Genomic DNA, 23,448 nt, shown 5'->3' with positions numbered 1-23,448 from the left:
CCGACGCACCCCGACAGGGAGACGATCCTCGCGATGATGGCGCTGCTGCGCTCCCGGAGACTGCTGTACGTACTCGTGGGGCTGGTCGTGGTCGGCCTCGTGGTCTCCGGGGCCATCGGCCTCTTCCAGTCGTTCAACTCGCCCCCGGTGGTCTCCCCGGGTGCCGGCCAGGAGCAGCAGGCCCCCGGGCAGCAGGGCGAGCAGGGCTCTCCCCCGCCGGAGGTCGGTGCGCTGGGCAGCCCGCCGTCCGGGTTCACCTACGTCGACCAGGACGAGGCCCACTGCTCCCAGGGGCAGTGCTTCCGCCTCATCGTGATCGCGGGTGAGGAGGGCGAGGAGTTCGACGGCGAGTCCCAGGAGGCGGTCCGTGCGGTGTACGAGCACCTGCTCGCCAACGGCTGGCGCCAGGAGCTCCCGCAGGGCGTCGAGTCCGAGGACGACGTCGACCTCGTGGACACCGTGCTCTCCGACGACACGACCCTGGTCGCGAACTCCACCGGCGCCGACCCCGACGCCCAGCCGCTGCTGATGCTCGGCAACGCGGGCACGCCCGCAGACTGATCCGGTGCCGGGCGGCGGACACAGCCAAGGCTCGGCCTCCACCCTCCGCGCAACCCCGCGACACCCGAACGGAAGCACCGCATGTCTGAAGCACCCGGTCTCGACACCGTCGCCACCGCGACAGCCAGTCCGGACACTCCGCAGCCGTACGCCGAACTGGGCATGCCCAGGGACGAGTACGAGCGGGTCCGCGAGATCCTGGGCCGCCGCCCCACCGCCGCCGAGCTGGCCATCTACTCGGTGATGTGGAGCGAGCACTGCTCCTACAAGTCCTCCAAGGTGCACCTGCGCCAGTTCGGTGAGAAGGCCCCGGAGAACGACGCCCTGCTCGTGGGCATGGGCGAGAACGCGGGGGTCGTGGACGTCGGCGACGGCAACGCGGTCACGTTCAAGATCGAGTCGCACAACAGCCCCTCCTTCGTCGAGCCCCACCAGGGCGCGGCCACCGGTGTGGGCGGCATCGTCCGCGACATCCTCACCATGGGCGCCCGCCCCGTGGCCGTGATGGACGCCCTGCGCTTCGGCCCCGCCGACGCCGACGACACCAAGCGGATGCTGCCCGGCGTGACCTCCGGCATCTCCTTCTACGGCAACTGCCTCGGTCTGCCCAACATCGGCGGCGAGATCGGCTTCGACCGCAGCTACCTCGGCAACCCGCTGGTGAACGCCCTGTGCGTGGGCGTACTCAAACACGAGGACATCAAGCTCGCCCAGGCGCCCGGCCCGGGCAACAAGGTGGTCCTGTTCGGTTCCACCACCGGCCCCGACGGCATCGGCGGCGCCTCGGTGCTGGCCAGCGCCTCCTTCGACGAGGAACTGGAGTCCAAGCGGCCCAGCGTCCAGGTCGGCGACCCGTTCATGGAGAAGCTCCTCATCGAGTGCAGCCTGGAGCTGTACGCCCAGGACATGGTCGTCGGCATCCAGGACCTCGGCGCCGCGGGTGTCTCCTGTGCCACCACCGAGCTCGCCGCTGGCGGCACCGGCGGCATGAACATCCAGCTGGACCGGGTACCGCTGCGCGACCACCGGCTCACGCCTGAGGAGATCCTCATGAGCGAGTCGCAGGAGCGCATGATGGCGATCGTCGAGCCCGCCAAGATGCCCGACTTCCTCGCGGTCTGCGACAAGTGGGGCATCCTCGCCGCCGAGATCGGCGAGGTCACCGAGGTCACCCCCGAGGAGGCCGAGCGCGGCGGCCGCCTGGTGATGACCTGGCACGGCGAGACCGTCGTGGACATGCCGCCCAGGACCGCCTCCGACGAGGGCCCGGTCTACCAGCGCCCCTTCGCCCGCCCGGAGAGCCAGGACGCCCTCCAGGCCGACGACGCCGCGAAGCTGCCCCGCCCCGAGGGCGACACCGAACTCCGCGAGCAGCTCCTGCGGGTGCTGGGCGCGCCGGGCGTGTGCGACCCGACCTGGGTCACCCAGCAGTACGACAGCTACGTGCGCGGCGACACCGTGGTGTCCACCCCGCACGACTCCGGCATGATCCGGATCTCCGACGACTCCGACCGCGGCGTGGCTCTGGCCACCGACGGCAACGGCCGGTACACCCTCCTGGACCCCTACGTCGGCACCCAGCTGGCCTACGCCGAGGCCTACCGGAACGTCTCCGCCACGGGCGCGCGCCCGCTGGCGGTGACCAACTGCCTCAACTTCGGTTCGCCGGAGGACTCCGGGGTCATGTGGCAGTTCGCGGAGACCACGCGCGGCCTGGCGGACGCCTGCCAGCAGCTGGGCACCCCGGTGACCGGCGGCAACGTCAGTTTCTACAACCAGACCGGTGACGTGGCGATCAACCCGACCCCGGTGATCGGTGTGCTCGGGGTGATCGACGACGTCAACGCCCGGCTGCGCTCCGGGTTCGACACCGACGGCGCCCGCGTGTTCCTGCTGGGTGAGACCCGCGCCGAGTTCGGCGGGTCCGCCTGGGCCGACGTCGTCCACGATCACCTGGGCGGGCTGCCGCCGCAGGTGGACCTGCCCGCCGAGGCGGCCCTCGGTGAGGTGCTGGCCTCCTCCGCCGAGCAGGGCCTGGCCGCGGCGGCGCACGACCTCTCGGACGGCGGTCTGGCCGTCGCCCTCGCGGAGGCCGCCCTGCGCGGCCGCAGGGGTCTGCGGGTCGAGGTGGACGGCGACGCCTTCACGTCGCTGTTCAGCGAGTCCGCCGCCCGCGCGATCGTCGCCGTGAAGCCGGGCCGGGAGGAGGCCTTCGTGGCCTTGGCCGCCCAGCACGGCGTTCCCGTCACGCAGATCGGCACCGTCGGCGGCGAGAGCCTGTCGGTGAGCCACCCGGGCGGCGTGGTGGAGATCGGCCTGGACGAGCTCCGCGCCACCTACGAGGAGACCCTGCCCGCCCTGATGAACGGCGTGTAGGCACCCGAGACGACGAGGGGGCACTCCCGTGTGGGAGTGCCCCATTCGTATCTAGAGCTCCAAGCAGCCCTTTCTGCTCGCGTTCCGCCCTTCTGCTACTGTGCCCCGGGCACCCCTATTCGGTGCTCGCAGCCCCGGCGGGAGGCCCATATCCCAGTCCGCTAGCAAGATCCGCATGCTCGCAACCCCCATCGAAAGGCGATCATATGGGACAGGGAACCGGAGCCAACACCGAGGAAGCGTATTCCGGAGGCCGTCAGGCCGAACTCGCGGCCCAGCGCATTCTTGGAACCTCGGTCGACTTCGAAGATGCCATCGCAGCAGCGAAAAAGGCTGCGGGCAAGATTCCCGGCGTTACCGGCTGGAACGGGTACTCGGAGCAGCATGCCGACAGTATCCGCGATGTCGAAGATCAGTGCATCACGATCGCAGGGAACACACAATCGGGAGCTGAAGAGATCTCACTCACAGATCGGGAGTCCGGAGGGGAGTTCTCCACCAGCAACGTCGAACTCCCTCGTCCGGTCAATGTCGAGCTCTACTGATTCGCAGGATCAAGAATGAGTTTTCACTACACCGAGGACGACGCCGACCTATCCGGGCTCATATCCGCCAAGTTGGATCTGGACCGCATCTTCACAAAACTGCGCGGAGATACCGTGCAATACAATGACATCGTCGACACCACCGCCACCGAGTTCTCCGATCTCGTCAGCGATTCGATTCGCACCGTCGCGACGGAGAACCAAGATTCCTGGCAGAGCGCGATGATGGCCTGTATTTGTGCGCACGGGGTGATCGATCAATGGATTTCTGATATTCGCTGGTATCGGGACCGGATCGACGAGATTCAGGCTGATTTCAGCTCCTCAGTCACCGGAGTCGACGACTTCACCGAGTACAGCGCGATCGAGTCCTCGCACATCAGTCAGGCCCAGAACGCCTACGAGCAGCTGGAGATCAAATCCGACTCCTGTTCGGACATGCTCGCTGCCGGTCCGACTCCCGAGACCGTGCGCCAACTGATCGAGGCGGGCCACTTGGGCATGGCCCCCTTCGCGGTAACGGGCGACTACGTCTACTACCCCTATGACGAGTCTTCCGCCGAAGACCTCGCCGAGCGAATCAGGACCGGCGACTTCGGCGGAAACTACGACGACCTGCATGAGGCCGCACTCGCGCTCTCTGAGAGAGCCGCAGGCGCTGCGGCGAACGGTCAGAGACTCTCCGAGAGCGAGCTCGATTTCCTTGAGGCCCTGCTTCACGGAACCGACGACGTCTTGTTGGACCTGCACAACGACGGATTGCGGGGCGACCCCAGCACTCCCCAGCAGCAGGAGATCGCAGCCATGCTCGGCATGTCGATCGTGGCCTTGTCCCATACCTCAGCTGGCGGAGGGCACGACCGGCTTCCGGAAAGCATACGAACCGTGTCCAATGGGGTCAGGGAGGGCACCGGGTACTTTCTCGGTGGCCCCGGAAACTCCAACGCTGGCTATGGCAAGTGGCTGGAGGACGCGGAGGGTCTCACCTATCTACTCGATCAGGCACGCCACCCCAATGGCACACCGATGCAACTGGGCGAGGAGACGTCACTCAAACTCACCGCCGCAGTGAGCGAGGTGGCGGGTGCCATTCCCAGTGAGCACAACCGCTATGACACCTCAATCACCTATCGTCCTGACGAGGGCGAACAGACCACGATGTCACGGCTCCTTGGGTTTTCCACAGCCAACGAGGACGCGAATCACACCCTTCTCACCAATGCTTCGGAACCCAATGGGCGAGACGCCGAACAGATCCTCACCGACCTGTACACGTTCGACTGGAACGACGATGGTCGCGCAGTGTCCGGTCTCACCGACTGGATCGCCAACGGTGAGACCAGCGCCGACCCCCAAGAACCCGATCGCTCCCGCGAAGCCTTGGTCGGCCTGATGGACATCGTGAGTAGCGAGATCATGCAGGAGAAGCTGGAGCAGACTGGCCAAGAGGTCGACGACACGATGACCGTCATGGACGCTGAAGGCGAGACCAGCACCGAAGAGTTCAGCTGGAAGGACGTTTCCATTGGCCATCTCAACCCAGAGCTGGCTGGGGGTTTCGCTGACATCTTTGACTCGCATATCGATGTATTCGCCAGTCTAGACGGTATGGACAAGGGAGAACCCATCCCGGGCTTCGAGAACGTGTACGAGGATGGGCAGGTCATGTTGAGTCGAGATGCTCGGGAGGCGTTCACTCAAATCATCGCGGGCTCCGAAGACGCAGCGGGCCAGATGTTCAACTCCACGGTCGAGTACAACGAAGCCAGCTTGGAGGAGTATATGTCGAAGTTCGATGGAAAATCGAATTCGAATATTCCTCAACAGGCAGGGAACCTGTGGAACTTGGTCGACAATGCCGTGATCAATGAGGCCGAGACTCGAGTAGCGAACCACGATGGCCAGGTCGACGAGGAAAACAAGCGGAACGAGTTCATTCTGAGCCTGGCCAACTCCTATAACCCACACCCCCAGGCCAACGCAGCCGTCGGCTTCCTCGGCCAGGAACTCCTCAACCAGGATCACATCGACCAAGAGAACACACAGCGTGACGAGGAACTTCCGTCCAACGTCTGGTTGTACGAACGAGCTCAGGTCCATGCGATCAACGGACTCGCAGAACGGGGGGAGGGTTATGAGGACCTCGTTGATCCGCGCATGACACCCAACAACGGCCGTGTCAGCCTCAATGAGGACAGCTGGGTCAAGCTCAGCGAGGACCGCGAGGATGTTTTCGAACAAGAGAGTCGCATGGACCCACGCGAAAATCCGTTGGTGAATTCGTGGGACAACGTCCGCAACTTGGAATGGCCGGACGACCGACTCCCGGAGGAGAAGCCGGAGTTGCCAGAGGCAGCCCAGGAGAGAGACCAGGCCTTCGACACGCCTCGGAGCCGAGCCCACGACTACGTCACGGAGTTCGACCTGTACGCGATGAACTGACTGGACCGGGACCGTGGACGGTGGGGACGCCAGACACGGACCGCGCGGGGTTCGGTCGTTGGAACGGGACAGAAGAGGCAGTATGTCCAAGACACAGAGCAACGGCGACGCTTCTCCTTCGAGGAGACGCCCGTGGCTGATCGTCGGTGCGTCCGGAGCGGCATTGAGCATGATCGCCGCTGGCGGCCTGGTGTGGTGGAAGGCTCAGGGGCCCGAACATCTGACCACCGAGCCGCTCAGCAAACACGCCATCGCTCAGACCGCGTCCGACACCGCTTGGGAGTGGGACCCGCCCGAGGGTGCCGAGGTCTTCACCGTCCGTCCGATCCCTTCGGGTGTGGCCGTCCAACTCGATGACGGGGTCGTCGCTCTGGACGGCGTCACCGGGGAGCCCACCTGGCGGTACCGCCGCGCGGACGCGAGCCTGTCGGCCGCCTCCACGACCCCGGACACGAGACTGCTGGCCCTGGCCTTCGAGAAGGAGCAACAGGAGGAACAGGACCGATCGGACCCCGCGCTGGAGGACCTTCTGGTGCTGGACACCTCGACCGGGGAGATCGTCGGGCAACAGGAGATCGGGGAGGCCCGCCCCCACCGGATCGTCAACAGCCCGGTCCCAGGGCCGAGGGGTGCGACCCAGCACCTGCCCGCCTCGGGGATCCACCAGGTCACGAACGACGCCCGAATCGAACTCGGGGCCCGGGGATTCGTCGCGTACTCCCTGACCGAGGACTCCGAACTGTGGGAGAACGGGACCGCCTTCCCCCGGGTCTCCGAGGACGATGCGATCTCGGACTCCTACACAGGCCAGACCGCGGTCTCGGGGGACACCGTTGTCTCCAGCCGATTGACGGTGAACAGCGAAAGCCGCCACGACTGGACCTACGAAGTCGTCGCTCTCGACGCACGGACCGGCGAGGTGCGCTGGGAGGGGGGGTGGTCCATAGGTGACGGTCGGGGCCACCCCGATCCCACCTTCACCCTCGGACCGGACTCCTTGGCGCTGCGCCTGTATCCCGAGGAAGAGGGTCTGCTCCTTGACCTGGAGAGTGGTGAGGAGATCGTCTCCGGCCTCTGGCCGGAAGAGGGGGACCTGATCGCCCTGACGGGCGAAGGATACGTCTCGGTGAACCGGACCGGTGACGATCGGGGCGTGCTCTACTTCGGGCGCGACGGGGAGGTCGAACACCAACTGGAGCCGAACGGAGTCAGCGAGGACCTCGACCGGACCCTGGTCCTGCCGACCACGGAAGCCTTCATCGCTCTGGGTCCCGACCCCGACGATCCCGACCGAGGGGTGCTCACCGTCGACGACTGGGCATCCGGCACCAGACAGGCGACCCTCGACGCCGGCTGGGTTCCAGGCGACCAGGAGGCCCTGGGGCCGTCCATCGGGTGGTCAGCCGAGCCCACGCCCTTCCTACGACAGGTCCCTGGCGCGATCGTCGCCCTCAACCCCGCCACCGGCGGCATCACGGCGTTCACGCCCTGATGAACGGCGTGTAGGCACCCGAGACGACGAGGGGGCACTCCCGCACGGGGGTGCCCCTTCCGCGTTCCGGAAGGCGCGCGAGCCCGGGAGTCCTCAGAGCCTCCCGGTCCCGCAGTCGACGTAGTCGACGACGCTCTCCTCGTAGGCCTCGTGGCTGTCGAGGGTCCCCGCGAACTCGTCCATGTAGTCCTCGACGAACTCCTCGGCCTCGACGGCCTCGCCGCACCAGGTGACCTCGTTCTGGCGCATGGTGCCCCCCAGGGCACCGTCGATCCGGTTCAGGTTGAGCGAGGTGTCCCACGTGTCCTTGTCGAGTTCGACGGCGTACCCGTCGCCCTCTTCGTGGACGACCCCGGCGTCGAACAGCACGTCCCTGGTGGGACCCGTGTTCGCGATGACCTCGTGGGAGTCGCCCTCGGTGAACATGCGATCCAGGGTGCGCACCCGCACCTCACGTTCCACCCAGAACACCGGGATGTGGGACGCGGTCTCCTCGGGCTCCGCTTCGGCTTCGGTGTCGGGGGTGGAACAGCCGGTCAGGAGCAGGACCAGCGGCAGGGCGACGACCAGGAAGGCGGGCACGCGGCCCTCACGGTGGGACAACCTTCTCCTTCGGACGACGGGGCGGAGTCCTCCGCCCATTCTCCCGGTCTCGGGACCCGTCGGGACGGCACCCCGAAACGTGCGTCCGGCTCCACTGGGGTAGGACTGTTCACAGGGAGGTGTCAACGACATGGAACGTGCCAGACGCGGCAGGTTGAAGGGGGCCCTGGGGACCCACGACCGCCCGGCGAGCGCGCTGGGCTTCCGGCTGGTCCTGGCGGTGTTCGGGGCGCTGGTCCTGCTCCTCGGAACGGCGGCGGCCATCGTGCTGACCCACCAGGCCTGGCTCGTGGTCGTCCTCGGGGTCGGGTTCGTCGCCGCGTGCGTGAACGTCTACTGGGTGAGCCGCCGACTCCGCTACGAGCGGCCCGGCCACTGAGCGCGCGGTGAACGCGAAGGAGCGGGGCCCTCCCGGACCCCGCCCCCTCCGGTCACCCGCGGTTCTCGTAACCCTCGGGCAGCCACTTCTCCCACACGTCACGGTTCGCGTTGACCCAGATCTCGGCCGCCTCGGGCGGGGAGATCCCCTGGTCGGCGATCATCTGCGCGACCTCGTTCTGCTGGGAGTTGGTCCACTTCCAGTTGTGGAGGAAGCGGTACGCGTAGTCGTCCTCCTCCACGAAACCGGTCCTGAAGATCTTGTTCAGGTCGTAGACCGGGTAGTCGCAGGGAACGTCGTCCAGGTTGGCGTCACAACCCTCGTGGTAGTCGGGGAAGTCGACCTTGACCAGGTCCACCTCCTCCTGGAACCACTGCGGGTCGTAGAAGTAGAAGAGCACCGGCTCCTGGTTGGCGTACCTGCGCCGCACCTCGGTGATCTGCGCCGCCTCCGACCCGGCGTAGACGATCTCCAGGTCCAGGTCGAAGGCGTTGATCATCCCCTGGTCCTGGCTGACGAACCCGGGAGCCCCCGCCAGGAACTCGCCCCGCTCGCCCGTCTGCGCCGTCCGGAACAGGTCGGTGTTGGCCTTCAGTCCCTCCAGGGTGGTGATCTCCGGGATCTCCTCCGCCAGGTAGGCGGGGACGTACCAGCCGATCACGCCCTCGTTGCCGTTGGGGCCGCCGTCCACGGCCGTGCCGTTGCCGTCGGGACCATAGAGCTCGAACAGGTCCTCGTGACCCCAGTTCTCCACGATCACGTCCATGACGCCCTGGTCGAGGGCCTGCCACGAGGGCTGCTCGTCCACGCGGACGAGCTGGACCTCGTAGCCCATCTCCTCGCGCAGGATGTTGGCCAGCACCTCGGCGCTCGCCTCGTAGCCCACCCAGCCGTTCACGGCGATCCGCACGGTGTTCGGGTCGCGGGCGATCTGGTCGGTGCGCACCGCGCAGGAGCTCACCATCACCAGGGCCAGCCCCGCCGCGAACAGCCGGAGCAGGGCACTCCTCCTCAGAAACCTAGGCACGGGGTGCCCTCCTTCCCTGCGTCACCCGGTCCAGGAACAGACCCAGGGACACGATCGCCAGACCCGAGGCGATACCCAGCCCCAGTTCGTTCTGGGCCAGGCCGAGCACCACGTCGTTGCCGAGCGCGCCCGCGCCGACCAGTGCGCCCATGACCACCATGGACAGCACCAGGATGATGCCCTGGTTGACCGCCAGCAGAAGGGAGCCGCGCGCCATGGGCAGCTCCACCTTCGTGAGCAGCTGCCACTTCGTCGAACCCTGCGACGTCGCTGCCTCGACGGTGCCCGCTGGCACCCCCCGGATGCCGTCGTTCACCAGCCGGATCACCGGCGGCAGGGCGAAGATGACCGCGGCCGCCAGGGCGGGGACGGGCCCCAGCCCGAGCAGCGCCACCGCCGGGATCAGGTACACGAACGGTGGCAGGGTCTGCATGAAGTCGAGCACCGGCCGGAGCACCAGGGCGAACACGTCGCTGCGTGACATCAGGACGCCGACGACCACGCCCAGCGCGATGGTGACCACCGTGGCCACCAGCACCTGGGAGAGCGTGTCCATGGCGTTGTCCCACACGCCCAGCAGCCCGATCGCCAGGAAGCACAGGGCGGAGACCAGCGCGACCCGCTTCCCGGCGAAGATCAGCCCGAACGCGGCGGCGGCGAGCGTCACCAGCCACCACGGCGATCCGCTCAGCAGGTTGTCGAGCGGGCCCAGGATCCAGCTCTGCGTCCAGGATCCCAGTGCGGCGGCGGCCGGACCGATCGCGGACTCGATCGCCTTGTCGGCGGCGTTGACCGGGATGTCGAGCCGGATCGACAGGTCGCGCGGCCAGCCGCCCAGTCCGAAGAGGCGCCCCACGGCGGCGGCCGCGACCGCGACCGCGAGCATCCCGCCGAGGAGGGGCATCCGGTACCGTGGCTCGATCCTCGGGGTGTGCGCTCCGTGGCCGACCGCGCCGGTGACGCGGTCCATCGCGATCGCCAGCATGACGATCGCCAGGCCCGCCTGGAACGCCTGGCCCACGTTGATCTTGGACAGGGCCTGGTAGATGGCGTCACCGAGGCCGCCCGCGCCGATCACCGACGCGATCACGACCATGGAGACCGCGAGCATGATGGTCTGGTTGACGCCCAGCAGGATGGTGCGCTTGGCCAGCGGCAGCTGCACCTTGGTGAGGATCTGGCCCGGGGTGGAGCCCAGCGAGGCGGCCGCCTCGATCGCGCCCTTGTTCACCTCGCGGATGCCCAGCGCGGTGATCCGCACGACCGGCGGGAGCGCGTAGACGGCCGTCACGACGGCGGCCGACGCGTTCCCGATGCCGAAGAGCAGCACGAACGGCAGCAGGTAGGCGAAGGCCGGCATGATCTGCATGAAGTCCAGCACCGGGCGGATGGCCCGGTAGAAGCCCTCGCTCCGCCCGGCGAGGATGCCGAGCGGGATGCCGAACAGCAGGGCGATGAACACCGAGGTGATGATGAGCGACAGCGTCGTCATCGACTCGTTCCACAGCCCCGTCAGCGCGAACACCGCGAAGGTCGCCAGGACCAGCAGGGCCACCCGCCACCCGGCGACCCGCCAGGACGCGACCACCCCGATGACGGTCACGCCGAGCCAGGTGAGCCCGTTCAGGAACTGGTTGATCAGCACGACGGCCGACCCCAGCCCCACCGAGATGTAGTTGAAGAAGTAGAGGAACAGCGGGCTGTCGTTGCGGTTCGCGACGATCCAGGCGTAGACCCCGTCGAGCCAGGCCATGAAACCGTTGCCGATGGCACCGGGGAAGCCGCTGGCCCAGGGGGGCGAGCCCGCCAGACGGGTCAGCTGGTAGCCGACGACGAGGACCACGACCACCAGCAGGGCCTGGAACCAGCTCCTGCGCAGGAGGCCTTCGTCACCCCCCGCGCCACGCGTGCCGGAGTCCGTGGCTCCGGCGGGTTCGGTCACCGTGGCCATGTCACCCACCGTTCCCCGTCGCGTCGGCGCCGCCGTGGTCGACGGCGTCGTCGGAGATCTCCTCCACCGCCTCCTCGACCATCGCGTCGACCTGTTCGGCGCCCTCCAGCTGGTCCTCGGCGATGGCGCGCAGCACGTCGTCGCGGCCCACGTAGCCGAGGAGGGTGTCGCCCTCCACGACCCGGACCGGCGCGGTGCTCGCGGCGAGCATCGGCAGGACCTCCGCGAGGACGGTGCCGGGCTCGGTGGTCGGGCCGTCGGTGCGCTCGTCCGGGTAGGCGTCGCGGACCAGCCACCGGGCGGTGAGCACGGTGGTGCGGGCGACGTCGGAGGTGAAGTCCGCGACGTAGGAGTTGACCGGCCGACCGACGACCTCCTCCGGGGTGCCCACCTGGACGAGCTCGCCGTCGCGCATGATCGCGATGCGGTCGCCCAGCTTGAGGGCCTCCTGGAGGTCGTGGGTGATGAAGACCGAGGTCTTGTTCAGCTCCTGCTGGAGCCGGATGACCTCGTTCTGCATGTCGCGGCGGATGAGCGGGTCCAGGGCGCTGAACGGTTCGTCGAACAGCAGCACCTGCGGGTCGACGGCCAGGGCGCGGGCCAGGCCCACGCGCTGCTGCATGCCGCCGGACAGCTCACCGGGGCGGGACCGCTCGTACCCGGCCAGGCCCACCATCTCGATCATCTCCTGGGCCCGTTCGTAGCGTTCGGCGCGCGGCATCCCGCGCACCTCCAGCCCGTAGGCGACGTTGTCGATGATCCTGCGGTGGGGCAGCAGTCCGAAGTGCTGGAAGACCATCGCCATCTTGTGGCGGCGCAGTTCGCGCAGGCGCTGTTCCGTGGCGTCCCCGATGTCCTCGCCGTCGAGCGTGACCGAACCCGAGGTGGGCTCGATCAGGCGGGTGAGGCAGCGGATGAGCGTGGACTTCCCGGACCCGGACAGCCCCATGACCACGAAGGTCTCACCGGGACGCACGTCGAAGGAGACGTCGCGGACCGCGACGGTGCAGCCGGTCTCGTCCTTGATGCGGTCCCGGTCGGCCCGTTCGAGTTCGGTGCCGATGATGTTGTCGGCGTTCCTGCCGAAGATCTTCCACAGGTTGCGGACGGAGAAGGTGACGTCGGTGGAGCCCGGGGTGGGGACCGCCTCTGCGGCCGGGGCGCTCATCGGGCCTCCCCCTCGGCGGCGGACCGATCCTCGCGGATGAGGTCGGCGGCGCGTTCGCCCAGGGCGAGCACCATCACCATGGGGTTGGGGGTGGGCAGGGTCGGGAACACGGAGGCGTCGGCGACCCTGAGGCCGCGCAGCCCGCGCACCCGCAGGCGGGGGTCGACCACGGCGGTCTCGTCGTCGGCGGCGCCCATCCTGCACGTGCCCGCCGGGTGGTACACGGTGTGCGCGGCGCGGCGGCCGTACTCGGACAGCTCCTCGTCGGTCCGGACCTGCGGACCGGGCGCGACCTCGCGCCTGATCCAGGAGCGGAACGGCTCGGTGGCGGCGACGTCGCGAGCGATCCTGAGCCCGTCCACGATGGTCCTCTCGTCGTAGCCGTCGGGGTCGGTGAAGTACCGGAAGTCCAGGGCGGGCTTGGCTGCCGGGTCGCTGCTGGTGAGGTAGAGCTTTCCGCGCGAGCGCGAGCGCGGGATGTTCGGGGTCATGCAGACCGCCCAGCCGTCCCTGGGCGAGTCGTAGCCCAGCCGCTTCGTGTTGTCGTCGAAGGGGATCTGGTAGATGTGGAACATCAGGTCCGGGCGGGGGTCGTCACCGTCCTCGCGCCGCACGAACAGGGCCGCGTCGGAGTCCATCACGGTGTTCTCGGGGACCCGCTGGCTGGTCTCCCACATGATGATCGACTCGGGGTGGTCCTGGAGGTTCTCGCCCACACCCGGCAGGTGGTGGTGGCTCTCGATGCCGACGGCGCCCAGTTCCTCGGCGTTGCCGACGCCGGACAGCATCAGCAGGCGGGGGCTGTCCACGGCGCCCGCCGCGACGATGACCTCCTGGCGGGCGTTGACCGTGATCCGTTCGCCGTCCTTCGTGGTGGCGCTGACGCCGGTGGCGCGGTCCCCGTCGAACAGGACCCGGCCGACCCAGGTCTCCAGCAGCACGGTGAGGTTGCTCCGCACGTCCATGACGGGGTGCAGGTACGCCACCGAGGCCGAGGAGCGGTAGCCGGTGTAGGGGTCGTAGGCGATGGACAGGAAGCCGGCGCCCTCGGAGAAGCCGCCGCCGTGGGAGGTCAGGGCGTTGAAGTCCTCGATGACCGGGACGTTCGCCGCCTCGGAGGCCGAGGACACCCAGTCCTTGACCATCGCGTTCCGGTCCTTCTCCGCGATGGGGATGATGTTGCATTTGATGCGGTCGGCGTAGGACTGCACGGTGGCGTTGTCCCAGCCCTCGGCGCCCGCGGCCACCCAGTCGTCCAGGTCCTCGGCGAACGGCCGGAAGCTGATGAGCGTGTTGTGCGAGGAGCAGCCGCCCAGCACCCGGGCGCGCGAGTGCAGGATGTGCGAGTTGCCGTTGGGCTGCTCGGTGGTGGTGTACCCGTAGTCGAGGTCGCTGTCGAGGACGCTCAGCCAGTCGCGGAGCCGGAGCACGTGCTCCAGGTCCCGGTCGTCCGGCCCGCCCTCGATGACGCAGACGGTGGTGCCGGGGTCCTCGGTGAGCCGGTTGGCGATCACCGACCCCGCCGTACCGCCGCCGACGATGACGTAGTCGTAGGTGGTTTCGTTCGTGGACACGGGCCGAATCCTCTCGTTCGTGTGGCTCTGGGGGATGCCGGGGGGAGCCGACCTGTGTGTTCTCGGCTGGCATGTGCGTCGGGGTGCCACGGCCTTCGTGGCACACGAGGTGAGGGAGGGCACCCGCCGACGCGGAGGACGGACCCGCGCCGACGGGTGGCCTGCGGGTCCCGGGCGCCCCCTACGCCCGGAACCCGGAGAGAGGCGCTAGCCGAACCACCGCTGCGGCTCGGGAGACAGGTTCCGGTAGACGTGCTTGGCCTCGCGGTACTCGTCCAGACCGGCCAGGCCGAGCTCGCGGCCGACACCGCTGCGGCCGAAGCCGCCCCACTCGGCGCCGGGGAAGTAGGGGCCGTAGTCGTTGATCCACACCGTGCCGTGGCGCAGGCCCGCGGCCACGCGTTCGCCCCGGGCGGTGTCGTCGGTCCACACGCCGCCGGAGAGCCCGTAGTCGGTGTCGTTGCCCAGCTCGACGGCCTGGGCCTCGGTCTCGAAGCGCTCGACGGTCACGACCGGGCCGAACACCTCGGTCTGCACGATGTCCATGGAGCGGTCGCAGTCCACGAACACGGTGGGCCGGTAGAAGTAGCCGTCCTGGAGGTCGGCCTCGTCGGGGCGCCTGCCGCCCGCGATGATCCGGGCGCCCTCCTCGACGCCGCGCGCGACGGCCTTCTCGACCTTGGCGCGGTGCTCGGCGGAGACCAGGGGACCGCAGCGCACGCCCTCCTCCTGGCCCCGGCCGATGCGGATGGCCTCGGCCCGGCGGGCGAGTTCGGTGGTGAAGGCGTCGTGGATGTCGTTGTGCACGATGAGGCGCGCACCCGCCGAGCACACCTGGCCGGAGTGGAAGAACGCGGCGCTGAGCGCGTAGTCCACGGCCGTGTCCAGGTCGACGTCGGGGAAGATGATGTTGGGGTTCTTGCCGCCCAGTTCCAGGGCGACCTTCTTGACCGTCTCGGCGGCCGACGCCATGATCCGGCGCCCGGTGACCAGCCCGCCGGTGAAGGAGACGAGGTCGACGTCGGGGTGCTCGGACAGGGGCGCGCCCGCGTCGGGGCCGCTGCCCAGGACGAGGTTGACCACTCCGGCGGGGACGCCCGCCTCGGTGGTGAGCTCGACGAGCTTGGCGGTGGTCACCGGGGTGATCTCACTCGGCTTGATCACCATGGTGTTGCCCGCCGCGATGGCCGGGGCCATCTTCCAGGCCAGCTGGAGCAGCGGGTAGTTCCAGGGGGTGATCATGCCGCAGACGCCGACGGGCTCGTAGACGACCTTGCTGTGCACGCCCTCGGGCGCGGACACGAGGCGGCCCGCGTCCTTGTCGGCCAGCCCGGCGTAGTAGCGGAAGACGTTGGTGACGTCGTCGACGTCGATCCCGCCCTCCTCGATGGTCTTGCCGGTGTCCAGCGACTCCATGACCGCGATCTCCTCGCGGTCGCGCTGGAGCAGGTCGGCGATCCTTTCGAGGACGCGGCCGCGCTCGTCGGCGGAGGTGCGGCGCCACTCGCCATGGTCGAAGGCGCGGCGCGCGGCGGCGATGGCGGCCTCGGTGTCGGCCCTGCCGCCCTCGCTGACGATGGTCAGGACCGAGGCGTCGGCCGGGTCCAGGATCTCCCGAACTCGTCCGTTCTGCGCGGCCCGCCACTCACCGTCGACGTACAGGCTGGTGGCGGTCGCCGCTCCCGGTTCGGACAGGTACGGCACGGTCGGCAGGGTTACGTGGGTCTGGTTCACGGACCCTCTCTGCCCAGGATCGCTAGTCACAAACAGCCTCGTCTCGTAGGTCACATACGCCACAACGTTCCCATAACCCTCGCTGGCCAGCCGGAACAGCGCGTCAGGGTACGTCTCGGCCGTGGCTCATATCACCAGCCCGTCTGGACAGACCTACGCCCCGGCCCTCCCCTCGGGTGAGTGGACACACCACCCTGGGCAAGACCGGGACGACTCTTTGACGTGTGTTTGTGCGGAACTCCGACGGTTCCGTCTTTCGGCACGACCCCCGCCGAAAGGGTCAGGCGGCGGCCTCGTCGGTGACGCGGCGAATGGCCTCGACGGCGACGTCGGGCTGGTCCACGTGGATGTAGTGGCCGCTCTCCTCTGCGGTGCTGAGCTGGCTGCGGTCGGAGAGCGCCAGCCACTGCTCCTGGCCCTCGGTCCACACCTGCTCCAGGTCGTCGCCGTACTCCGCGATCTCGGCGAGGTAGCGGACCCCGTGCTGGATGACCTCCACCGGGATGTCACCGGCCGGTCGGACCTCCGGGTCGCTGTCGATCAGGATCCCCTCCGGGTTCTCGCCCTGGAAGATGGCCAGGTTCTGCGCCCGCACCTCGGCGCCCTCCCCGGTGGCCGACTCGGGGATCACTCCGGTGATGTCGTCGATCATCGTCGGAGACGTGGCGTCCAACAGCACCAGCCCGCTGACCCTGTCCTGGTGGTCCGGGGCGTAGCGGGCGGCGATCAATCCGCCCAGCGAGTGACCGGCCAGGACCACGGGACCGTCACCGGCGACGTCCTCCAGGACGGCGGTCAGCGTCGCCCCGACGTCGTCGATGCTCTGTAGGCCCTCCGGCTGGTCGCTCTCGCCCTCACCGAGGCGGTCGTAGGAGCAGACCCGTTCGTCCTCGGCCAGGGTCTCCTGCACCCCGGCCAGGGTGTCCAGGCCGTCGCCCATCCCCGCCATCAGCACGATGACCGGTCGACCGTCCGCGGGCGTCCCGGAGCAGGAGACGTGGACGGAGGCACCGTCGACGTCGAGCGTCTTGGTCCCGGTGAACAGCTGCCCCTCGGTCAGCACCTCGTTGGCGGCGTCCTCCAGGTCCGACTGCACCTCCTCGGCGGCCGACCCCAGGTCGGTGCCCACCTCGGAGAGCACGCCGCACCCGACCAGCCCGGGAACCGCCGCGGCGCAGCACAGGGCGGTCAGGGCGGTCGTCCGGATGGTGCGGAACATGGGGTGCCTCCAGGCGGCGGGGCCGGCCGCGCGGGGCGGCCGGAAGGGGAAGTCGGTACGTACGGAACGCTACGGAAACCGGAGCCCGGAGTCGTCACCGTTGAGTGGACACCTGCACGTAGCTCGCATGGGGGACAAAGGGAGCGTGGCCGTAGCTCTCCGCCCCTACAATTCGTCCGTGACCTGGCTCCGACGTCCTCCCCTTCTGTGGCGGCGGCTCGACGTCACCGTCCGAGACCTGCCCCTGGCCCTGATCCTCCTGTCCGTCTCCTGTGTTCCTGCGCTGCACGGATACGGCACCCAGGTCGGCGGGGTACCGGACCGTCCCCTCGACGCCCTGGGCGTGCTCGCGCTCGCCCTCCAGTGCCTGCCCCTGGCCGGTCGGCGGCGGTGGCCCGCGCTGACCCTGGCCCTGGTGGCGGCGGGCTTCGCCCTCGACCAGCTGAACGGGTACCACCTGATCGCCGGGACCGCGATGCCCATCGCGCTCATGAGCGCGGGCGTCCACCTCGACCGGTACCGGCGCACCACCCTGCTGGTCGGCACGGTGGCGTTCGTGGCCCTGGCCCTGGCGCTCACCCGTGTGGGCGAGGGCGAGACACCGGCCGAGTGGGTGCTCTTCTACTTCGCACACGGTCTGGCCTGGGGGATCGGATCGTGGCTGCGCTCCACCCGCGTGGCCGAGGCCGAACGTCGCCGCCGGCTGGCCGCGGACACTCTGGCCGCCGAACGCGCCCGCATCGCCCGGGAACTCCACGACGTCGTCACCCACCACGTGACCGCGATGGTCGTGCAGACCGAGGCCGCGCGCTACCTGACCGCCGCGCCCGAACGCCTCGACCAGACCCTGGGCACGGTCTCCGACACCGGCCGCCAGGCCATCAGCGACCTGCGTCAGCTCCTCGACGTGCTCGACCCCGCCAACCCCGCCCCCACGAACGGCGAGGGGATGCTCGACGTGGTGGAGCGGACCCGTCGGGCCGGACAGCCGGTGCGGTTCAGCGAGGAGGGAACTCCGTCCGGGACCCGCGACGGCGCCGACCTCGTCGCGCAGCGCGTCGTGCGGGAGGCGCTGACCAACGCACTCAAGTACGCGCACGGCAGCCCCACCACGGTGCGCGTGCGCCACCGCCCCGAGGAGATCACAGTGAACGTCAACACCGAGCGCCCCGGCCCCGAGGGTGTCTCTCCAGGCAGCAGCGGGCGGGGCCTGGTCGGCCTGCGCGAACGGGTCGAGGTCATGGGCGGTGACTTCACCGCCGGACCGCACGGTGAGGGTTTCACCGTGCACGCCCGCATCCCCGCGCGGCGATGAGCACCAGGGTGCTGGTCTGCGACGACCAGATGCTGATCCGTACCGGGCTGGTGACCATCATCGGCGTCCAACCGGACATGGAGGTCGTCGGTGAGTGCGGTGACGGCCGGACCGCCGTCGAGCTCGCCGGACGGCTGCGCCCCGACGTCGTGGTGATGGACGTTCGGATGCCCGAACTCGACGGGATCGAGGCCACCCGGCTGCTGGCCGGCTCGGGGGTGGAGCACCCCGTGAAGGTCCTGGTGGTCACCACGTTCAACCTCGACGAGTACGTCTACGAGGCGCTGCGTGCGGGTGCCAGCGGATTCCTGCTCAAGGACGCTCCCCCGGACCAGCTGCTGAACGGCATCCGTACCGTCGCCTCCGGCGCGGCCCTGCTGGCCCCCGAGGTCACCCGCCAGCTGGTGGGCCGGTTCGCGGCCCGCATCCGACCGACCCACGCCCCCGAGGCGGACCTCCCCCTCACCCCCCGTGAACGGGAGGTGCTGGGGCTGATCGCCAACGGGCTCTCCAACGGCGAGATCGCCACGAGCCTGTTCATCAGCCAGGAGACCGTGAAGACCTTCGTCTCGCGCATCCTGACCAAACTCGACCTGCGCGACCGCGTCCAGGCGGTGGTGTACGCCTACCGGCACGGTCTGGTCGCCTGACGGGGGGCATACAAATCGGACGACGTGACGTACATTAGGTGTACCTAAGTCGGCTGCTCCGGCTCCCCCGAGGGACCGCCGCCCGCGCACCAACCGAGGATTTCATGCTGCTTGAACAGGAACGCCGCGACGTCTGCCTGACCGCACGCGCCATCGCCCAGCATCCGGGGGCGGCCCCCGGCGAGGCCGGGACCGTCAGCGTCCGCAGCGGCGACCTGGTGGTCGTCACCCCCCACGGTGTGCCCCTGGACCAGCTCCAGCCGATCGACTGCCCGGTGATGTCCCTGGACGACCGGATGCTGGAGGGGCGGCGCGACCCCGCCGCCGAGACCACACTCCACATGGCCGTGCACCGCCACGCCGCCGAGCAGGGGCGCGAGGCCCTCGCGGTGGTCAACGCGTTCACCACCGACACCGCCGCGGTGTCCTCGGTGCTCCCCGAGCTGCCCCCGATCCACCACCGCGCCGCCGGACTGGGCGGCGCCGTGAGCGTGACCCCGTACACGCCCTACGGCACCGGCGACATCGCCGACCAGACGGTCAAGGCCCTCAAGGGCCGCGACGCCGCTCTGCTCGCCAATCACGGCGGGGTGGCCCTGGGGCGCGGCCTGGAGCACGCCCTGGACAACCTCCGGCTTCTCGACTGGCTCTGCGCCACCTACCTGCGCGCCCGCCAGCTCGGCCAGCCCCGGGTCCTCAGCGAGGACGAACTCGCCGAGGCCCGCCAGCGCGACACCTACGGCTGGGCGGGCCCGGACCCGTTCCTGTAGGCCGACGGGGCACGGCCCCGGTCCGTCAGCCCGTCACTGTCCGATGCGGGGGAAGGGTTCGGTGGAGAAGACGACCTCGACCGGGACCTCGAAGTACCGCGCGATGCGCAGTGCCAGGTGGAGGCTGGGGCTGTACTCGCCCCGCTCCAGGTAGCCGACGGTCTGGTAGTGGACCCCGAGGGCCTCGGCCAGCTCCCGACGGGAGACGCCGCGCTCGGCTCGCAGCATCGCGATCCGGTTGTGGATCGTCTCGGAGCCTGCCGCCCTGGCGGAGCGTCCGTTGGTCTTCTCAGTGGGCACGCTTCATCGCTTCCTCTCGGGCCGCCTGGACCCGCGACCCCGACGTACGCCGGGCCATCCGCGGCAGCAACCACAGCGCCACCGCGAACCCGACCAGCGCCCAGACTGCCAGAACCCCGGCAACCTGGGGCAGCTGCCAGGAACCGGCGAGTTCGTAGGCGGCGTGGGAATCCGGAAGCACCGCGGAACGCACCCCCAGGCCGAGCCAGTACACGGGCAGCAGCAGGCCGACGGCCTGGACCCAGTCAGGCAGGATCCCGAAGGGGAACATCACTCCGGAGACCATGACGACGGCGATCGAGGGGAGGATCGCGAGGGAGGCCCCAAGACGCGGGTTGTCGATGAGCGACCCGAGGATCGCCCCGACCGGCGCCAGCGCGAACATGCCCAGCACGCACACCCAGAGCAGGGTGACCGCGTCGGCCCTGCCCTGGAACCCGAAGCCCTCGACGAACAGGACCCCCGGAACGACCATGAGGGCGATGGCCGTGACCGACATCGCCGTCATGTGCACGACCTTGGCGACCGTGTATCCCACCAGGCCGTGGGGGACCGCCTTGGCCCGCAGCAGTGTGCCGTCCTCGCGTTCGGTGGCCAGGACCTGGAGGACGGCGGTGACACCGAGCATGACCAGGGTGAAGGCGACGGCTCCGCTGAGTACCACCGCTCCGATCGGTGCGGCGTCCCCGCCCTCCACCCCCAAGGAGTCGAAGACGACGGCCATGCCCACGAACAGGACCGGCACGTACAGGTAGCTGAACATCTCCTGGCCGCTGCGGAAGGACTGCCTGAACTCGATCCAACCCCGGGAGACACCGGCGCGGACCGCGTTGAACCGGGCGTTCATCGGGTCTCCTTCGAAAACTCGGCGGCGAGCTCGGCTTCCCCGTCCTCGTGCCGTTGGACCATGGCCAGGTAGACGTCCTCCAGGGACGGTCGGGTCACTCTCAGTTCTGTGATCCCGTCCCCGTGGACGGCGTACAGCTCCGCTATGTGCCTGGCGGGGCTGTCGGTGCTGTGCAGGTGGCGCTGTCCGTCGACCGTCCAGGTGACCTCACTGTCCTGTTCGACGAGGGAGGCCAGCTGGTCGGGACTGCCGTCCGCGACGATCCGGCCCCCGGCGAGGAGCAGGATGCGGTCCGCGATCTTGGCGGCCTCGTCGAGGTCATGGGTGGTGAGCACGATGGTGGTGTCCTCCTCGTCGGCTAGCCGGAACACGAGGTCGTGGAAGTCGCGGCGGGCCCGGGGGTCGAAACCGGCGGTGGGTTCGTCGAGGAAGAGGAGTTCGGGGCGGCCGACGATGCCGATGGCGACGTCGAGGCGGCGGCGCTGCCCTCCCGAGAGGGTCCGAACACGCTTGGCGGCGTGTTCGCTGAGGCCGACGAGCTCCAGGAGGGCGTCGGTGTCGTGGGGGCGGACCCGTTGGGCCGAGGAGTGGGGGGCGTAGTACCGGCCGAAGTGGTGGAGGAGGTCGCGCACCCTCCAGGAACCGTGGTCGCGCCAGGACTGGAGGACCACGCCGATCCGCGCACGCCACTCCTCGTCGCCGTGGTCGGGGTCCGATCCGAGGACGTCGACCTCCCCTGCGGAGCGGCGGCGGAAGCCCTCCAGGATCTCGACGGTGGTGGTCTTACCCGCCCCGTTCGGCCCGAGGAGCACGAGGATCTCGCCGCGCCGGGCCGTGAGGTCGACCCCGCGCAGGACCCGGCTGTCGCCGTAGTCCATGCGCAGCCCGCTGACCCGTACCACGGCTTCGCCCTGGCCTCCGGAGGCCAGGGCCTCGGCCCTGGCCAGCCCCGGCGCCATGTGGCTTGTCATGGAGCTCCTCCTTTTCGTTGCCTTCCTTAGATTTTTGATAGTACATGTACCACATAAGAGAGCACAGTAAGTATCACCGGGCGACAGGTCCGCGAGGAGGAGACAGGGGTGGGTTCGGCCCGTGGCGACGCAGGTCAACGCCGGGGACGAAAACGGGGTGACCGCATCCGGCCATGTGTCATCCGGGTACGGATACTCAGGCATACGGCATGCTCGAACCTGAGAATGGTGCCGACTACCCAACCCGCACGGCAGGAGGCCCCCATGCGCTGTAGCTTCATCAGGCTCCTCGTGAACGACTACGAGGCCTGCTTCCGCTTCTACGCCGACACCCTCAAACTCCCCGTCCTGTGGGGCGACGAACAGAGCCGCTACGCCGAGTTCGACGTGCGGTCGGGCACGCGGCTGGCCCTCAACCAACGCGAGGTGATGGCCGAGGCGCTGGAGACCGACACCGCGGATCCGGCCCTGCCCCACCAGGACCGACTCGCGGTGATCTTCGAGGTGGACGACGTGGACGAGACCGCCGCGGGGCTGGTCGCGGACGGCGCCCGCCAGGTGATGGAGCCCCGCGACTGGACGGCGTGGGGCATCCGCGCCGCGCACTTCCGCGACCCGGACGGCTACCTCCTGGAGGTCAACAGCCCCCTGATCCCGTTGCCCGAAGGGGCCTGACTCAGGCCGCGACGTGCTCCATGAGCAGTTCGTTGACCCGGTCGGCGCGTTCCACCCCCAGCAGGTGCGCGGCGCCGGAGACCACCTCGAACCGCGCGTCGGAGATGCCGTCGGCCAGGCGGCGCCCGTGTCCGGGAGGCAGCAGGGGGTCGTGCGCGGCGGAGGCGACCAGGGTCGGCACGCGCACACCGGAGACCAGGTTGCGCTGGTCCATCCCGGCGAGGGCGTCGCAGATCGACGCGTAGGCGCCCGGGTCGACGGTGCCGAAGTCCTCCGTGAACCGGCCCGCCACCTCCGGGCGGTCCTCGGTGAGGTCGGGGGTGAACCAGGGCAGGACCACCTCGGCGGTGACCGAGTCCATCCCGCTCTCACGCACCTGGGCGGCGACGCGGTCCCAGCGGTGTGTGGGCGGTGTGCGGGAGGTTCCGGCCAGCAGGGCGAGCCGCTCCAGGGTGCGCGGTGAGTTGGCGGCGATCCACAGCAGCAGGGAACCACCCATGCCGCCGCCGACCGCCGAGACCCGCGTGAACCCCCGGTCCTCCAGGATCCCGAGGACGTCCAGCGCCAGGTCCTCCACCGTGTAGGGCCCCTCGGGCGCCGGGGAGAACCCGTGACCTCTGTGGTTGATCCGCAGCACCTGGCGGCTTCGGGTCAGCTCGGGCATCTGGGGTTCCCAGACCGACATCTTCGTTCCGAACGGCGGCACGAGCAGCACGACGGGCGCGTGCCTGGGGCCGTCGAGCCGGTACTGGAGCGGAATCAGGGCCATGGAACCTCCGGGTCGCCAGACCGCCAGGTTATCCACAGTGCTTTCAATGAGACCAGAAAACCCGGTCATGGCCAGCCAAT

21 protein-coding genes are annotated in these 23,448 nt (G+C 69.1%); 10 read left to right on the top strand and 11 right to left on the bottom strand.

What is annotated here, in order from left to right:
• Nucleotides 1-33: 33 nt before the first annotated feature.
• From D452_RS0125340 to D452_RS0125325, 5 genes are all read left to right on the top strand, one after another.
• Nucleotides 34-561: a hypothetical protein gene (locus D452_RS0125340; protein WP_017546936.1), complete on the top strand. Its 528-nt coding sequence runs from the start codon at nucleotides 34-36 to the stop codon at nucleotides 559-561.
• Nucleotides 562-642: 81 nt separating this feature from the next.
• Nucleotides 643-2,937: a phosphoribosylformylglycinamidine synthase subunit PurL gene (gene purL / locus D452_RS0125335; protein WP_017546935.1), complete on the top strand. Its 2,295-nt coding sequence runs from the start codon at nucleotides 643-645 to the stop codon at nucleotides 2,935-2,937.
• Between the two features lie 206 nt (nucleotides 2,938-3,143).
• Nucleotides 3,144-3,482 (top strand): hypothetical protein, encoded by a 339-nt coding sequence (locus tag D452_RS30530; protein ID WP_152498642.1) that lies wholly within the window; start codon nucleotides 3,144-3,146, stop codon nucleotides 3,480-3,482.
• 15 nt (nucleotides 3,483-3,497) lie between these two features.
• Nucleotides 3,498-5,924 carry a TPR repeat region-containing protein gene (locus D452_RS0125330; RefSeq protein WP_017546934.1) on the top strand — a complete coding sequence of 809 codons (2,427 nt, stop codon included), beginning with the start codon at nucleotides 3,498-3,500 and terminating at the stop codon, nucleotides 5,922-5,924.
• An 82-nt stretch (nucleotides 5,925-6,006) separates the two neighbouring features.
• Entirely contained in the window at nucleotides 6,007-7,416 is a 1,410-nt protein-coding gene (locus D452_RS0125325) for a PQQ-binding-like beta-propeller repeat protein (protein ID WP_152498641.1), read from the top strand.
• Between the two features lie 93 nt (nucleotides 7,417-7,509).
• Here the strand turns inward: D452_RS0125325 and D452_RS0125320 are convergent, their stop codons facing one another.
• Complete coding sequence (locus tag D452_RS0125320; protein WP_017546932.1) at nucleotides 7,510-8,019, bottom strand: hypothetical protein; 510 nt, start codon at nucleotides 8,017-8,019, stop codon at nucleotides 7,510-7,512.
• Nucleotides 8,020-8,149: 130 nt separating this feature from the next.
• Here D452_RS0125320 and D452_RS0125315 point away from each other — a divergent pair, with 130 nt between their 5' ends.
• Nucleotides 8,150-8,398: a hypothetical protein gene (locus D452_RS0125315; protein ID WP_026129673.1), complete on the top strand. Its 249-nt coding sequence runs from the start codon at nucleotides 8,150-8,152 to the stop codon at nucleotides 8,396-8,398.
• Nucleotides 8,399-8,450: 52 nt separating this feature from the next.
• On the opposite strand, the gene D452_RS0125310 is transcribed toward D452_RS0125315, so the two are convergent.
• The 6 genes from D452_RS0125310 to D452_RS0125285 all read right to left on the bottom strand — a co-directional run bounded on the left by D452_RS0125310 (nucleotide 8,451) and on the right by D452_RS0125285 (nucleotide 17,071).
• Nucleotides 8,451-9,425: a glycine betaine ABC transporter substrate-binding protein gene (locus tag D452_RS0125310; RefSeq protein WP_017546930.1), complete on the bottom strand. Its 975-nt coding sequence runs from the start codon at nucleotides 9,423-9,425 to the stop codon at nucleotides 8,451-8,453.
• Entirely contained in the window at nucleotides 9,418-11,376 is a 1,959-nt protein-coding gene (locus tag D452_RS0125305) for an ABC transporter permease (RefSeq protein ID WP_040694883.1), read from the bottom strand. The genes D452_RS0125310 and D452_RS0125305 overlap by 8 nt, the downstream gene beginning before the upstream one ends.
• A gap of 1 nt (nucleotide 11,377) precedes the next feature.
• On the bottom strand, nucleotides 11,378-12,544 hold the full coding sequence (locus D452_RS0125300; RefSeq protein WP_017546928.1) for a quaternary amine ABC transporter ATP-binding protein: 1,167 nt from the start codon (nucleotides 12,542-12,544) through the stop codon (nucleotides 11,378-11,380).
• Complete coding sequence (locus D452_RS0125295) at nucleotides 12,541-14,118, bottom strand: GMC family oxidoreductase (RefSeq protein WP_017546927.1); 1,578 nt, start codon at nucleotides 14,116-14,118, stop codon at nucleotides 12,541-12,543. Before D452_RS0125295 ends, D452_RS0125300 begins: the two co-directional genes overlap by 4 nt.
• Nucleotides 14,119-14,325: 207 nt before the next feature.
• Nucleotides 14,326-15,852, bottom strand: coding sequence for an aldehyde dehydrogenase family protein (locus D452_RS0125290; RefSeq protein WP_017546926.1), 1,527 nt, complete (start codon nucleotides 15,850-15,852; stop codon nucleotides 14,326-14,328).
• Nucleotides 15,853-16,132: 280 nt separating this feature from the next.
• A complete protein-coding gene (locus tag D452_RS0125285; protein WP_017546925.1) occupies nucleotides 16,133-17,071 on the bottom strand; it encodes an alpha/beta fold hydrolase in 939 nt (312 codons plus the stop codon).
• Nucleotides 17,072-17,249: 178 nt separating this feature from the next.
• Between D452_RS0125285 and D452_RS0125280 the strand changes: the two genes are divergently transcribed.
• The 3 genes from D452_RS0125280 to D452_RS0125270 all read left to right on the top strand — a co-directional run bounded on the left by D452_RS0125280 (nucleotide 17,250) and on the right by D452_RS0125270 (nucleotide 19,806).
• The gene (locus D452_RS0125280) at nucleotides 17,250-18,386 is read left to right on the top strand and encodes a sensor histidine kinase (RefSeq protein ID WP_017546924.1); all 1,137 of its coding nucleotides are present in this window, start codon (nucleotides 17,250-17,252) and stop codon (nucleotides 18,384-18,386) included.
• A complete protein-coding gene (locus D452_RS0125275) occupies nucleotides 18,383-19,036 on the top strand; it encodes a response regulator (protein WP_040694881.1) in 654 nt (217 codons plus the stop codon). Before D452_RS0125280 ends, D452_RS0125275 begins: the two co-directional genes overlap by 4 nt.
• A 104-nt stretch (nucleotides 19,037-19,140) precedes the next feature.
• Entirely contained in the window at nucleotides 19,141-19,806 is a 666-nt protein-coding gene (locus tag D452_RS0125270; protein WP_017546922.1) for a class II aldolase/adducin family protein, read from the top strand.
• 33 nt (nucleotides 19,807-19,839) lie between these two features.
• Here D452_RS0125270 and D452_RS0125265 read toward each other — a convergent pair whose 3' ends face one another.
• The 3 genes from D452_RS0125265 to D452_RS0125255 are packed head-to-tail and all read right to left on the bottom strand — an operon-like array spanning nucleotide 19,840 to nucleotide 21,924.
• The gene (locus D452_RS0125265) at nucleotides 19,840-20,106 is read right to left on the bottom strand and encodes a helix-turn-helix transcriptional regulator (RefSeq protein WP_017546921.1); all 267 of its coding nucleotides are present in this window, start codon (nucleotides 20,104-20,106) and stop codon (nucleotides 19,840-19,842) included.
• Nucleotides 20,096-20,953, bottom strand: coding sequence for an ABC transporter permease (locus D452_RS0125260; RefSeq protein WP_017546920.1), 858 nt, complete (start codon nucleotides 20,951-20,953; stop codon nucleotides 20,096-20,098). The genes D452_RS0125265 and D452_RS0125260 overlap by 11 nt, the downstream gene beginning before the upstream one ends.
• Nucleotides 20,950-21,924, bottom strand: a complete 975-nt coding sequence (locus tag D452_RS0125255; RefSeq protein WP_026129672.1) for an ABC transporter ATP-binding protein — start codon at nucleotides 21,922-21,924, stop codon at nucleotides 20,950-20,952. The genes D452_RS0125260 and D452_RS0125255 overlap by 4 nt, the downstream gene beginning before the upstream one ends.
• Nucleotides 21,925-22,188: 264 nt before the next feature.
• Here D452_RS0125255 and D452_RS0125250 point away from each other — a divergent pair, with 264 nt between their 5' ends.
• Nucleotides 22,189-22,599: a VOC family protein gene (locus tag D452_RS0125250; RefSeq protein ID WP_017546918.1), complete on the top strand. Its 411-nt coding sequence runs from the start codon at nucleotides 22,189-22,191 to the stop codon at nucleotides 22,597-22,599.
• 1 nt (nucleotide 22,600) lies between these two features.
• Here the strand turns inward: D452_RS0125250 and D452_RS0125245 are convergent, their stop codons facing one another.
• Complete coding sequence (locus D452_RS0125245) at nucleotides 22,601-23,368, bottom strand: alpha/beta fold hydrolase (protein ID WP_017546917.1); 768 nt, start codon at nucleotides 23,366-23,368, stop codon at nucleotides 22,601-22,603.
• Nucleotides 23,369-23,448 lie beyond the last annotated feature (80 nt).

Source organism: Nocardiopsis prasina DSM 43845 (genome assembly GCF_000341265.1).
Classification (GTDB): domain Bacteria; phylum Actinomycetota; class Actinomycetes; order Streptosporangiales; family Streptosporangiaceae; genus Nocardiopsis; species Nocardiopsis prasina.
Note: the sequence above shows the minus strand (reverse complement) of the source record. Positions and strands in the feature narration are given on the sequence as shown.

Excerpts from the sequence above, each read along its gene's own strand:
- purL (WP_017546935.1), top strand. The coding sequence starts at position 643 with ATGTCTGAAGCACCCGGTCTCGACACCGTCGCCACCGCGACAGCCAGT.
- D452_RS0125285 (WP_017546925.1), bottom strand. The coding sequence starts at position 17,071 with ATGTTCCGCACCATCCGGACGACCGCCCTGACCGCCCTGTGCTGCGCC.
- D452_RS0125340 (WP_017546936.1), top strand. The coding sequence starts at position 34 with ATGATGGCGCTGCTGCGCTCCCGGAGACTGCTGTACGTACTCGTGGGG.
- D452_RS0125275 (WP_040694881.1), top strand. The coding sequence starts at position 18,383 with ATGAGCACCAGGGTGCTGGTCTGCGACGACCAGATGCTGATCCGTACC.
- D452_RS0125300 (WP_017546928.1), bottom strand. The coding sequence starts at position 12,544 with ATGAGCGCCCCGGCCGCAGAGGCGGTCCCCACCCCGGGCTCCACCGAC.
- D452_RS0125315 (WP_026129673.1), top strand. The coding sequence starts at position 8,150 with ATGGAACGTGCCAGACGCGGCAGGTTGAAGGGGGCCCTGGGGACCCAC.
- D452_RS30530 (WP_152498642.1), top strand. The coding sequence starts at position 3,144 with ATGGGACAGGGAACCGGAGCCAACACCGAGGAAGCGTATTCCGGAGGC.
- D452_RS0125305 (WP_040694883.1), bottom strand. The coding sequence starts at position 11,376 with ATGGCCACGGTGACCGAACCCGCCGGAGCCACGGACTCCGGCACGCGT.
- D452_RS0125255 (WP_026129672.1), bottom strand. The coding sequence starts at position 21,924 with ATGACAAGCCACATGGCGCCGGGGCTGGCCAGGGCCGAGGCCCTGGCC.
- D452_RS0125260 (WP_017546920.1), bottom strand. The coding sequence starts at position 20,953 with ATGAACGCCCGGTTCAACGCGGTCCGCGCCGGTGTCTCCCGGGGTTGG.
- D452_RS0125250 (WP_017546918.1), top strand. The coding sequence starts at position 22,189 with ATGCGCTGTAGCTTCATCAGGCTCCTCGTGAACGACTACGAGGCCTGC.
- D452_RS0125245 (WP_017546917.1), bottom strand. The coding sequence starts at position 23,368 with ATGGCCCTGATTCCGCTCCAGTACCGGCTCGACGGCCCCAGGCACGCG.
- D452_RS0125270 (WP_017546922.1), top strand. The coding sequence starts at position 19,141 with ATGCTGCTTGAACAGGAACGCCGCGACGTCTGCCTGACCGCACGCGCC.
- D452_RS0125325 (WP_152498641.1), top strand. The coding sequence starts at position 6,007 with ATGTCCAAGACACAGAGCAACGGCGACGCTTCTCCTTCGAGGAGACGC.
- D452_RS0125330 (WP_017546934.1), top strand. The coding sequence starts at position 3,498 with ATGAGTTTTCACTACACCGAGGACGACGCCGACCTATCCGGGCTCATA.